Annotated in this window: 11 protein-coding genes; 1 reads left to right on the top strand and 10 read right to left on the bottom strand. The window is 47.8% G+C overall.

What is annotated here, in order from left to right; genetic code table 11:
• The 10 genes from STRDD11_RS14135 to STRDD11_RS03420 form a co-directional block, all read right to left on the bottom strand.
• The coding region (locus tag STRDD11_RS14135; protein ID WP_241209298.1) for an ATP-binding cassette domain-containing protein at window positions 1-295 on the bottom strand (295 nt) is incomplete at its 3' end.
• Window positions 285-1,661, bottom strand: a complete 1,377-nt coding sequence (locus tag STRDD11_RS03460; RefSeq protein ID WP_128835455.1) for a M20/M25/M40 family metallo-hydrolase — start codon at window positions 1,659-1,661, stop codon at window positions 285-287. The genes STRDD11_RS14135 and STRDD11_RS03460, both read right to left, overlap by 11 nt.
• Before the next feature lie 415 nt (window positions 1,662-2,076).
• Window positions 2,077-2,952: a MetQ/NlpA family ABC transporter substrate-binding protein gene (locus STRDD11_RS03455; RefSeq protein WP_128835453.1), complete on the bottom strand. Its 876-nt coding sequence runs from the start codon at window positions 2,950-2,952 to the stop codon at window positions 2,077-2,079.
• Window positions 2,953-3,082: 130 nt separating this feature from the next.
• Window positions 3,083-3,913 carry an amino acid ABC transporter substrate-binding protein gene (locus STRDD11_RS03450; RefSeq protein ID WP_128835451.1) on the bottom strand — a complete coding sequence of 277 codons (831 nt, stop codon included), beginning with the start codon at window positions 3,911-3,913 and terminating at the stop codon, window positions 3,083-3,085.
• A gap of 435 nt (window positions 3,914-4,348) precedes the next feature.
• Window positions 4,349-5,488, bottom strand: a complete 1,140-nt coding sequence (locus STRDD11_RS03445) for a M20 peptidase aminoacylase family protein (protein WP_128835449.1) — start codon at window positions 5,486-5,488, stop codon at window positions 4,349-4,351.
• Window positions 5,489-6,051: 563 nt separating this feature from the next.
• Window positions 6,052-7,239: a glycopolymer--peptidoglycan transferase LytR gene (locus tag STRDD11_RS03440; RefSeq protein WP_128835447.1), complete on the bottom strand. Its 1,188-nt coding sequence runs from the start codon at window positions 7,237-7,239 to the stop codon at window positions 6,052-6,054.
• A gap of 26 nt (window positions 7,240-7,265) precedes the next feature.
• Window positions 7,266-7,790, bottom strand: a complete 525-nt coding sequence (locus STRDD11_RS03435) for a GNAT family N-acetyltransferase (protein WP_128835444.1) — start codon at window positions 7,788-7,790, stop codon at window positions 7,266-7,268.
• Complete coding sequence (tsaE, locus tag STRDD11_RS03430) at window positions 7,777-8,223, bottom strand: tRNA (adenosine(37)-N6)-threonylcarbamoyltransferase complex ATPase subunit type 1 TsaE (RefSeq protein ID WP_128835441.1); 447 nt, start codon at window positions 8,221-8,223, stop codon at window positions 7,777-7,779. Before tsaE ends, STRDD11_RS03435 begins: the two co-directional genes overlap by 14 nt.
• A gap of 94 nt (window positions 8,224-8,317) precedes the next feature.
• Window positions 8,318-9,757 carry an NCS2 family permease gene (locus tag STRDD11_RS03425; protein WP_128835438.1) on the bottom strand — a complete coding sequence of 480 codons (1,440 nt, stop codon included), beginning with the start codon at window positions 9,755-9,757 and terminating at the stop codon, window positions 8,318-8,320.
• Window positions 9,758-9,947: 190 nt separating this feature from the next.
• Entirely contained in the window at window positions 9,948-10,550 is a 603-nt protein-coding gene (locus tag STRDD11_RS03420; protein ID WP_128835435.1) for a DUF1361 domain-containing protein, read from the bottom strand.
• Window positions 10,551-10,674: 124 nt separating this feature from the next.
• Between STRDD11_RS03420 and STRDD11_RS03415 the strand changes: the two genes are divergently transcribed.
• Window positions 10,675-11,487 carry a Cof-type HAD-IIB family hydrolase gene (locus tag STRDD11_RS03415; protein ID WP_128835433.1) on the top strand — a complete coding sequence of 271 codons (813 nt, stop codon included), beginning with the start codon at window positions 10,675-10,677 and terminating at the stop codon, window positions 11,485-11,487.
• Window positions 11,488-11,726: the final 239 nt, after the last annotated feature.

Raw genomic sequence — 11,726 nt, 5'->3', positions numbered from 1 at the left:
CTGAAAAATCATCCCAATATCCTTGCGTTTTTTCCCGCAGCTGGGCTGCACTGAGCTGAACAGCTCCCTGGCCGTAGAGAACCGTCTCATCAACCGTAATCTGACCGGCAGAAGGGACCTGAAGCAGGTTGATTACCCGCACCAGCGTTGATTTCCCTGCTCCGGAGTAGCCCACGATACCGTAAATATCGCCTCGTTCAATATGAATGGTTACATCTTCAACAGCCTTGATTTTCTGTTTTTTCTGATGAAAAGTTACATCGATATGCTCTAATTTGATAATGTCATTGCTCATAACTTCTGATCAACTCCTTGATTAATTCAATATGGGTGTAGTAATCCGCAATTTTCACGTTTTCATCACCGCCATGATCATGGCTGTTGGCATTGCCCAGCCCAAAAGCTGCCATAGGAACTTTAAGCGCCTTAAAAACCGTGTGCATCGGTCCCGTACCGGCCGTCGTCGGCAGGACAGATACACCTTCTGGATAAAAGTCCTTAGCCAGCTGGATAACATTGAGAATGGAAGGAGCGCTCATATCACTGCGGTAACTCATTTCACCTAGGGTATAGGTCAGCTCTACCTGATCAAAACCGTTTTTCTGCAGCTGCCGCTGGATCTTGTCCAAGACATCATGCGGTTCCAGCCCCGGCACCAAACGGACTTCCAGCTTGGCCTGCGCTTCTGCGGGCAGAATGGTTTTGACGCCCTGCCCTTGATAGCCTGAGCCAAACCCCTCAATATTCATGGTTGGTTCGAAATAGAAGCGGCGCAGAAATTCCCTGCGGTCCTCCTTCAAAACAGGCAGTTTCAGGCCGTAAATATCGGTCAGTTCCTCCGGCGTCTTCAGAGCATACTGCTCCATCAGAGCCAGCTCCCGCTCATTAGGCTCCTGCACCTGCTCATAAATCCCCTCCACCAAGATACGGCCGTCCTGGCCGCGCAGACTGGAAATGGCATTGAGCAAATACCAGGAAGCTGAGTCAATGACGCCCCCATAGCTGGAATGAATATCCACATCCGCACTCTTGACTGCCATGTCAAAGGTGACAATCCCCTTGTTGCCGCCGGAGATCTCCAGCTGGCCCAGATGATTGCGGGTGCCTTGCTCCCAGACCAGCAGGTCTGCTCCCCGCAGATGTTTCTTGTATTTGGTCAGATACTGATCCAAATCGGTAGAGGCAGACTCCTCAGCTCCCTCTATAATAAAAATGATATGAACCGGAAGACTCCTCTTTTCACGGATATACTTACGGACAGCTGTCAGCCGGGCCGTGATGTGCCCCTTGTCATCGTCCACTCCGCGGCCGTACATGACGCCGTAGTGGACAGACAGGGTAAAGGGGTCATTGGTCCAGGGCTGATCATTATCAGCCGGCACCGTATCATAGTGATTGTAGAAAATAATAGTCTTGGCATCGGGATTGTCTGATTTAAAGTCAGCCATTACGAAAGGGGCTGTATAACTGTCATCCACCGTTACCTTGGCACCGGCAGCTGTAAAAATTTCCCCCAAATACTCGGCCACTTCCTTGAGACCAATCTGCTGGGCAAAAATGGATTTTTTAGAAATCAGGGTCCGCAGCACTTCAAAATAGTGCTGGGCCACTTCGTCGTTTTCAAATTTTTTGATTTGTTCATTCTCAGTCGAGAAAGGCATAAGCAACTCCCAATATTATCAGTATCGATAGACCGTTCACAGCAGAGGACCGGCTAATACTCAAACGATTTTATACTAAATTTGATCGGAAACCGTATGTTGAGTCAGCCCGCCTTAAGCGGTCGGCCCGCAAGCAAACGGCTCCGTCCATTCATTGCTCTTCCGGACGGCTGAAGCTAATAAAGCAATAAAAGAGACATCAAATGACGATAAAATCGGATGAATGAAAGACAGAAAGAGGATAACAGCAGATAAAGGGCTGGAGAAATGAATCTCCGCCCTTCTTATCTTCAGTTTATAGAGGGAGCGGGCGGCAAACTCATGATTTGCAAAAAAACAGTATCCCGCTCCTTTGTTTGCAGGCCGGAGGCTGAAAAGGTCCGTCAGACCGTTTCATTCCGGACGCCTTCATTCTTTACCAGACTGGCTGGTCCATACCGTCAGATGATTCTTCGATGACCTTCTTGACTTCATCGGTATGGTAGGCCTTGATAATTTTCTCAATGGCTGCCGCCTTGTCAGATTCTTTCCAATTCTTATTGGCTGCAATCAGGTTGTACCATTGTTTGGAATTTTCATTGGCTTCTTCCTTGAAGAGTGCATTTTTGTAGTCCAGCTTGGCTTCGCGGACAAAAGTATTATTGACAACGGCTGCATCTACAGAAGTCAGGGAAGCCGCTGTCTGAGCTGCATCCAATTCAGAAATCGTCAGGTTCTTTTTGTTTTCCTTAATGTTAGCAACGGTCGCCAGCTCATTTCCTTCAACATCCAGTTTAATCAAACCAGCAGACTCAAGGAGATAGAGGGCGCGGCTTTCATTGGTGGCATCATTTGGCACCGCAATGGTTCCATTGTCTGGAATGTCTTTGACGCTGCTGTATTTATTTTTGCCGTCTTCAGTGCCTGAGTAAAGGCGGATTGGGGCGATATAAGTGTCTGCGACCGCTACAAGGTCCGCATTGTTTTCCTTATTCCAGTTTTCCAAAAAGTTGTAATGCTGGAATGCATTGATGTCCACATCACCGTCAACCAATGCCCGGTTGGGCTGAGAATAGTCTGTGAACTGAGTAAAGTCCAATTTGATGCCGGAATTTTCCTTGTCCAGAATTTCCTGCACCTTGTCCCAGCGTGCCTGCTCTGTATCGCTGAGGCTCATCACCCCAACCTTAACAGTGCCGTCATCTTGCTTTTTGCTTTCTTCCTTATTGGCAGATGAAGAGGCGCATGCCGCCAGTCCAAATGCTGCAACAGCCAGCAAAGCCGCTGCACCAAACCATTTTTTCAATTTCATGAGATTGCTCCTTGTTTTAAATTTAGTAGCTGCGTTCGAATCAAAAGATCAGAAAAGATAGAATTCCTCGGAGGCAAGACTGCCAGTTCAGCTTCCTCACGCTGCCTTTTCCAGCCGTTCGCACTTTCCTTTACTTAATATCCTTCGCATCCGGCAGATAAGAACCGCCGAAGAACTCCTGGGACAGTTTTTCCAGCGTACCGTCATCGTAGAGTTCCTTGATGCGCTTATTGACAAACTCCTGCAGGTCTTCCTGACCTTGGGCAAGAATCGGATAGACATAAGGCTGCTGGTCGCTTGGAAGTTCAATCACTTCTAGATTTTCCAGCCCTTGCTCTTTGATGATGGAGTCTACTGTGATACGCTCAAAAATCTTATAATCTGTACGGCCGTCATTCAAGTTCACCAAGGTTTGCTGAATGGTTCCGTCTGTATAGTTGATTTTTGTCGGATTGTCCGTATGCTCCTTGTTGTAGTCTTCCAGCTGCTGGGCTGTCGAAGTCCCTTGGACAACCTCAGTTGACTTGCCGCCAATGTCATCCAGCGACTTGATATCAACGCCTTTGCGCACTACTAAAACGGTCGGATTCTTGGCATAAGGGTTGGTGTAGAGATATTTACCAGCCCGTTCTTCCGAGTAGCTGATATTGTTGGCACCGATTTGGTAGCGGTCACTGTCCAAACCTGAAAAGATAGAAGCCCATTTCGTTTTGTTGAATTTGACTTCATACTTGTCTGAACCCTTAAAGATTTCACGCAGAACCTCAATCTCATAACCGGTCAGACTGCCTTCCTTGTCCTCGTAGGAGAACGGTTTTGTCGTTCCTACCGTACCAACTTCTACCGTTGTTTTCCCGCTGTCGCTTTTTTTATTGGATGAAGAGCAGGCAGCCAATGCTCCTGCTGCAAGGACTCCAACTGCTGTCAAAGCAAGGTATTTAAAGGTTTTTTTCAAATTCACGTTTTTGTTTCCTCCTAAAAAAGTCTTTCTCTATCATAGCAAATAATAGACTGTTTGCCTATTATATATTTTCTATGGAAGTGATAGCTTTTCTTTATCAGAGTCTGTCTGCTCTCTGACACAACGCACCTGTTGTTCTATCATACCAAAAGAAAGGCCGCTTGCCCATTATCTATTTTTTATAGACTCTCATAGTTATTGCTTATACTCAAAGAAAATCAAAGAGAACAAGGGCTAAGAGCAAGGTCCGTGGGCAATCTAGCGTCTCATTGGCCTAGGGCGGCAAAGAGGCTGAGACAGACTCCCATGATGGCTGTGCCACCGCCTTTCGCAGTGACAGGACGAAGCCGTCTGCTTGTGTTCCGACCGCTTAAGGCCAAGAGACTCAGCATCCGGTTTCCGAACAAGTCTATTAAATGTAAAAGCAAGCGGCAGCTACAGCTTCTGATAGTGCTGAAGAAGAAAGCGGGCACTTTCTACATAATAGGGGACAGAGACTCTAAAGGCCTGATCGTCAATAATCATGCTGTCATGATGCAGATCCGGCGCATGCTCCGCTCCGTTTGAGCCGATAAAAGCGAAAACCCCCGGCAGCTGCTCCTGATAGAAGGCAAAATCCTCTCCAGCAGATGATGGCTCAGCCTCTAAAAGCTGTGCAAAATCCTGCGAGTTTTTTAAAAGCAGCTCCGCTAAGTCAGGGTCATTGTAAGTGACTGGCGGGGTCCTATCCCAAGCAATGTCTGCCTGAGCTCCGAAATTCTCAGCCGTATTTTCCACAATCCGTATAAAATCAGCCTTCAGGCGCTGCTGCAGGTCCGGATTAAAAGTGCGGATAGTCCCCTCAAAAAAGCCGCTTTGAGGCAGCACATTCCAAGTCGCCCCGGCTTCGATATGGGTCACCGACAGCACCGCCGGCTCAAAAGGGGAGACTGTACGGGAAACCAAGACCTGCAGATTCTGAACCATGCTAGTCAGCGCCAGCACCGTATCTACTCCCAAATCCGGTCTGGCTGCATGACTGCTGACACCACGGACCGTCACCTTGAATTTTTCCACACCGGCCATCATCGCTCCCGGCTTAAGGGCCAGCTGACCTGCAGACAGCTGCGGCATATTGTGAAAGCCAATAATGGCAGAGGCATCGTCTAAAAGTCCAGTGGCCAGAACGGCTGAGGCTCCCTGCGAAATCTCCTCCGCCGGCTGAAAAATCAGGCGGACAGTGCCCCGTAAATCATCTTCCATGGCCTTGAGCAGTTCTGCTGCCCCCAACAGGCTGGTCTGATGAAAATCATGGCCGCAGGCATGCATGACTCCCGCATTCTGACTGGCATAAGGCAGACCGGTCTTTTCCAAAATAGGCAGGGCATCAATATCAGCGCGCAGTGCGACAATCGGCCGGCCGCTGCCAATATCCGCAATCAGACCAGTGGCCAAACCCGAATCCAAAATCTTAATATCCAAATCCTGCAGATAGCGGCGCAGAAATTCAGTCGTTTCGAACTCCTGACCGGACAGCTCCGGATGCTGATGAAGATAGTGACGGGTCTGTATCAGTTTATTATAGAATGTTTTCATGGCTGACTCCTTCTGCTCTTTATAAATCTCGGATGACTGTATTCAGTCAAAAACTGCTGTCAGGCCCTGCTCCGACAGTTATCAAAAAAGAAGAGCGAAACGCTGTCCAGAATTTTGCTGCTCCCCTCCCTTAAACTTAGCTCTGCTTAATCATGGCTGATCTGCTTTTGCCAAGCCCTTTTCGCTGCCAAAAACCCTATAATCCGGTCTGAAAACAAAAGAGCAGGCTGCCAAATCAGCAGTCAAGCGCACTTATGATCTCTCCCTCACATAAATTTTCTTTATTTTATCACACCTGAACAGCAGGGTAAATATCTTTTTAAAGAATTCACAGAATTTCCCCCAAAAATGAACAAGAAAGCAAAAACAGGCTAGAGCGATACTCCTGCTCAAAGAAGAGCGAAATCAAATCAGGCAGGAGCAGACATGATGAACAGCCTCGCTGCCATCATATCCGCTCCTGCCTGGTTGGCTGATGATGTTCATTAAGTATTGGGGCGAATCTGTTCACTGTCATAACAGATGATGAATAGACCCTCTCTTGTCTGGAGTTTGGCTGATTTTTACTGATCTTCGCCTGTCACAGCCGAAGAAACTGTGGCAGTATCAGTGACAGCTGCTGTTGAAGAAACCGGCGCAGTCTCGGTGCCCACGCTGGTATCTGTGCTCGGGTAAGAATAGGTATCATAGCCGTTATTATAAGCCGGCTGACTGTAGCCGCCATAAGTGTCTGCGGTACTGCTGTCAGCAGTGCTGGCACTGCTGCTATCTCGCAGACTGGTTCCGCCCATAATGTCCTCATAAAGGACAGCGTTGGTCTTGAGGCTGTCAACGGTCTCCTTGCCCAATGCCTTGCGGATAAGGTTCTGCATTTTAAGCAGGTGCTCTGAGGTCACCAGCTGGTAGCTCCCTCCATCTGCCAGAGTGGCATCTTCTCCGCGCAGCTGTTCGGATTGGATATTCTTAAAGGCATCCTGATAGCCCAAGAGCTGCGGGATACTTTGCGAATCAAGAGCAATATTGGTCTGCATATTGTCACTGACAGCTTTCAGAATAGCTTGATAATGGCTGACACTGTTGAGGCTGAGAACCTTCTCAACGACTTTCTTGATGACTTCCCGCTGGCGTTTCTGCCGGCCGTAGTCGCCTTCCGGATCTTGATAGCGCATGCGGGCATAAACCAGTGCCTGATCGCCGTTAATCGTCTGCTTGCCTGGTTCCACGGTCGCTGTGTATTCGGGTTCGTTTTCCTCGATAGAGATAGGGAAATCAAAGGTATTGTTGACTTCAATACCGCCGACAGCATCTACCAGCTGGACCAAGCCCTGCATGTTAATCATGACATAGCGGTCGATGTGGATATTCATCAGCCCTTCAATGGTTGAGATAGCCTGCTCCGCGCCTCCGGTTGCATAGGCCGCATTGAGCTTAGCCTCCACAGTCTGACCATTTTCATCAATCTGCGTCAGAATATCGCGCTCCAAGCTCATCATGACGGTTTTCTTTGTCTTAGGATTGACCGTCAGAAGAATCATGGTGTCGCTGTTGCCGACCCAGGTATCCTCACGCGAGCCGCTGCCGGTGTCCACTCCCATCAGCAAAATCGTCATCGGCTTGGTCGCAGAGATAACATCGGTTTCATTGCCCAGACCCTTGTAGGTCTTAGACAGGGTATCCGCTGACTGCTGGTAAATGGTCCAGGCGTAGGCACCGATTCCTGCTGTGGTAACGGCAACAAGAGTCAAAAACATCAGTACAATTTTTTTAACATATTTCTTTATTTATCTATCAGCTTTCCCATGAGGTAAACGTCAAGAAATTTCCCTTCTTTTAGATAGGCTCCTCTTTTTAGCAGCCCTTCAATTTCAAATCCTAAATCTTTATAAAGATGAACAGCCCGCTCGTTTCTGGCTTGAACGGTCAGCTCCAGCCGTCTGAGAATGCCGGATTCCTGAGCCCAGGCAACCGCCTCGTCCAGCAGTATCCGGCCCAGCCCCTGATTCCAAAAAGCCTTTTTCACTACGACAAAAACCTGACCGATATGCCGGATCCGCTCGTGAAAATCAGCCGTAATGCTGACAAGGCCGGCAATGTCATCATTGAGAAGCGCCAAGAGATAGAGCTGATTGGCTGAATCGGCCTGGCGCTCGATAAAAGAGGACATTTCCGCTTCATTCATCAAGATCCCTGCCTCATCCAGAGTCATATAGTCCGACTCAGAGCCGACCTGATTGAGAAAAGCAATCAAATCAGCAGCATCTGCCCTTTCTGCTTCCCGCAGCGATAGATCAAACTGAGCCATGTTTCAGCTCCTCCAGCAGCTCCTGAGCCCGCCGACCCTTGGCTTCAAAGACTAACTCCCGTCCGTCTTCCCTTTTCAGAAGGCTTAATTTCAGATAATCATCAGGCAGACTGGAAGCCAGCAGCTCTCCCCACTCTATCACTGTAACCCCCTGACCAAAGAGAAAGTCGTCTAAGTCAATGGAGTCTGGATCCTCACCGATACGGTAAACATCCAGATGATAGAGAGGCAGGCGTCCTTCATATTCACGGACAATGGTGTAGGTAGGACTCTTAATCATTTGTTCAATAGCCAATCCCCGTGCAATCCCCTTGGTAAAAGTCGTCTTTCCGGCACCCAAATCACCTGTCAAAATCAGAACATCCTGTTCTTTCAGCAGGAGGCCCAAACGGCGCCCCCACTCTATCAATTCTTGCTCATTATGACTAAACATTCTTCTATTATATCAAAAGTTTTTATTTTCTGCTTCATTTTTCACATTTTGCCCACAAAAAAACCGGCCAGATAAAGCCAGCTTTTTATACCTTTCAGGCCAAGGCCAGACTGATAAAGTTGAGGATATTGAGGGCATTGAGCACCCAGATCATCGGGTGGACTTCCTTGGCCTCGCCCTTGATGACCTTGACCAGGGCATACATGATAAAGCCAGCTGCAATCCCGTGGGTGATGCTGTAGGTTAAGCCCATAAAGATAGAGGTAAAGAAAGCCGGCACTGCTTCTGAAAGGTCATTCCATTTGATGTCAGTCATACTGGACAGCATCATGATGCCAACAATAATCAGAATAGGGGCTACTGCCACTGTCGGCACAATCGCCAGCAAAGGACTGAAGAAGCTGGCAACGATAAAGAGCAGAGCTACCACCAGAGCGGTCAGCCCGGTCCGGCCGCCGGCTTCAATACCGGCTGCTGACTCTACATAAGTCGTCACATTGGAAGTTCCGGCAACGGCTCCGACAGTCGTTCCGACCATATCTGAAAACAGAGCCTTATCCATCTTGGTCTGCAAGCCGGATGAATCACGCGCCGCTTCCTCATCTGCCACATTAAAGATTCCCGCCTTGCGGCCTGTACTGATCAGAGTCCCGATATTATCAAAGACATCCGTAATGGAGAAAGCCAAGACAGCCATCAAGACCTCTGGGATCCGCTCAGGCTTAGAAAACAGTGACACCAGGCCGTCCTTTCCCAAGGCTGCACCAAAAATAGTGCCTAAATCCTTAAAAGCTGCGCCCAGATTGTTTGAAGCAAAATTGATGCTGCCCAGATTGACCACTCCGCTCAGAATAGCCACAATCGTTGTGGCTGCAATAGAAAGAACAATACCGCCTCTGACCTTCTTCAGAACCAACACAATGGTCAAAAAGATGCCAAAGAGAGCCACCAGCACAGCCGGATTGTCAAAATCAACCAAAGCAGGCGTAGCCATACCATTGGCCGTAAGAGCCGCCTGCCCCTTGTCTGCCCCTTCTCCTGCTGCCGTATAGGTTCCCGGGTCAATGGAAAATTGCAGAAGACCGGCTTTTTTAATCCCAATATAGGCCAAAAAAATACCAATCCCGCCTGAGATAGCGTGCTGCAGGGCATCTGGAATGGCCCGGATAATCGTCTTGCGGATGCTGCTCAAAGTCACAATGATACTGATCAGACCGCAGAGAAAGACCATGGCCAGCGCTTCCTGCCAGGTATAGCCCAAAGCAAAGACGACAGTATAAGTAAAGAAGGCATTCAGCCCCATGCCGGGAGCCTGTGCATAGGGGATATTGGCATAAAAAGCCATCATCAGTGTTCCGGCCACCGTCCCGATAATCGTAGCCAGAAAGACTCCCTGAGCTGGCATTCCTGTCTGACTGAGCATTTCAGGATTGACAAAAAGAATGTAGCTCATGGCAAAGAAAGTCGTCAGGCCGGCAAGAATTTCTGTACGGACAGTCGTACCATTCTCCTGCAGTTTAAAAAGTTTATCCATGATTGAAATAATCTCCTTGCTGAAAAGATCTGAGTGTTTCAAGACTCGAAAACAAAAAAACAGCAAACTTGCCCAAAAACTGTTCAAGTTCTGTTTAACTTCATTTATAAGCTGCACGTCGCTATTTACGAACGATAATATGATTATAATAAAAAACATTCACTTTTTCAAGATAAATGTTTTCTTTTTCTTATTTTTTATTTTCTTTGGCTGAAAATACCAAACACATGAATTGCAGAAGAGCAAAACCAGCTACAAAAGGCAGCCGCTCCTGCTGCAGAGCAGACCAGAGCTTTTGCAGAACCAGCTGGGGCTGAGCGAGCAAATCCCAAGTATTAAGCCGATCATAGCGGCCGATATAGATTGCCAGACCAGAGATGAAAGACAGGCCGGCCGTCAGCAGCAGATCCAGATACCAGCTCAGCTGCCAGCGCCCTTTGACCAGAGTCCAGCTCTCCAGGCCGCAGAACACAGCAAAGAAAATGCTGAAAACAAAGGCAAAAAAGAGTAACAGAACGCTGGGCTGAGATAAAACATCTGCCGCCCAAGTCATATGGACCAAATCCGTTATCATATAGAAGGTGTTGGGGAAAAATCCCAGCCAGACGATGAGGAAAAGAGGATAGAGCCACCTCTGTTTTTTAAATAAAAGCGTCAAAACTGCCGAATCATAAGCAATTAGGGCCAGAGTCATATTCCAGATAAGATAGGTCGGACCGCCGTTTGAAGACTGGAAATAGATAAAAAATGAAATGAACAGAAAAAAAGCATGAATCAACAGCGGCTTGCGCATGGGAAAAACCTCCTTCATCTGACACAGCTCTTTGGCTGACTGAAGCTTCATTATAACATAAGTCGTGTTATTTAGGCCTATTTCTGTTATAATAGTCTGTATTATCACTTGGAAAGAGATGAACATGACTAAAAAAGTAATTGCCGTGGATTTGGACGGAACCTTGCTGGACTCTAACAGCCAGCTGTCAGATTTCACCAAAGAAACCATCAAAAAAATATCAGCCAAAGGCCATAAGGTTGTCATTACCACCGGCAGGCCCTACCGCATGGCTCTGAAGTTTTACAAGGAGCTGGAGCTCAATACCCCCATGATCAATTTCAATGGCGCTCTGACCCATCTGCCTGAAAAAAAATGGCCGCACGAACAGTCTCTGACTCTGGATAAATCTTTCCTTTTAGACATGGTAGAGCGCAAAGAAGAAATCGAGGCCGATTTTATCGCAGGCGAATACCGCAATAAATTCTATATCACCGACCCCAACGAAAAAATTGCCGACCCCAAACTCTTTGGCATTGAAAATTTCAAGCCGGAAAATCAGTTTCAGTCGCATCTGGTCACCGAAAATCCCAATGCTATCCTCCTGCAGACCCGGGCCAATGACAAATATGCCCTAGCCGAGGAAATGAATGCCTTTTACCAGCATGAGCTGTCAATCAATACCTGGGGCGGTCCGCTGAATATTCTGGAATGTGCCCCCAAAGGTGTCAATAAAGCCTTTGCTCTCCAGTATCTGCTCAACCTCCTTAATGTAGACCGCCAGCAGCTGATTGCTTTTGGCGATGAGCATAATGATACTGAAATGCTGTCCTTTGCCGGCACCGGCTATGCTATGAAAAACGCCAGCACTGATCTGCTGCCCTATGCCGACAGACAGCTGGATTTTACCAACGACCAAGATGGTGTGGCCCATGAATTAAATAAATTATTTTTATAAATCAGACACTTTGGAGACTGGAACAAAAGCGTTCCAGTCTCGCTTTGTTCTGGTAAAAAACTCTTGACGCGGCAGCTGATTGCTCAAAAGCTCCAGTGGAGGTTTTGAGATTATAGATAGAGCTTCCGAGAGGAAGCAGCAAAAGCACTGCTTTGAGGTTGCGGATAGGACTTGCGAAGCAAGTCTCAACTTTGTTCGTCTTCTAGACTCCAAAAAGCTCCTACATTGGAGGCTGGGAC

Origin of the sequence: Streptococcus sp. DD11 (assembly GCF_001578865.1) — a bacterium.
Classification (GTDB): Bacteria; Bacillota; Bacilli; order Lactobacillales; family Streptococcaceae; genus Streptococcus; species Streptococcus panodentis.
The sequence above is the reverse complement of the archived record's forward strand: the minus strand, read 5'-3'. Positions and strand labels throughout refer to the sequence as shown.

What these genes read in the sequence shown, in the direction of transcription:
- STRDD11_RS03460 (WP_128835455.1), bottom strand. Translation starts at nt 1,661, where the DNA reads ATGCCTTTCTCGACTGAGAATGAACAAATCAAAAAATTTGAAAACGAC.
- STRDD11_RS03455 (WP_128835453.1), bottom strand. Translation starts at nt 2,952, where the DNA reads ATGAAATTGAAAAAATGGTTTGGTGCAGCGGCTTTGCTGGCTGTTGCA.
- STRDD11_RS03445 (WP_128835449.1), bottom strand. Translation starts at nt 5,488, where the DNA reads ATGAAAACATTCTATAATAAACTGATACAGACCCGTCACTATCTTCAT.
- STRDD11_RS03440 (WP_128835447.1), bottom strand. Translation starts at nt 7,239, where the DNA reads ATGTTTTTGACTCTTGTTGCCGTTACCACAGCAGGAATCGGTGCCTAC.
- STRDD11_RS03435 (WP_128835444.1), bottom strand. Translation starts at nt 7,790, where the DNA reads ATGGCTCAGTTTGATCTATCGCTGCGGGAAGCAGAAAGGGCAGATGCT.
- tsaE (WP_128835441.1), bottom strand. Translation starts at nt 8,223, where the DNA reads ATGTTTAGTCATAATGAGCAAGAATTGATAGAGTGGGGGCGCCGTTTG.
- STRDD11_RS03425 (WP_128835438.1), bottom strand. Translation starts at nt 9,757, where the DNA reads ATGGATAAACTTTTTAAACTGCAGGAGAATGGTACGACTGTCCGTACA.
- STRDD11_RS03420 (WP_128835435.1), bottom strand. Translation starts at nt 10,550, where the DNA reads ATGCGCAAGCCGCTGTTGATTCATGCTTTTTTTCTGTTCATTTCATTT.
- STRDD11_RS03415 (WP_128835433.1), top strand. Translation starts at nt 10,675, where the DNA reads ATGACTAAAAAAGTAATTGCCGTGGATTTGGACGGAACCTTGCTGGAC.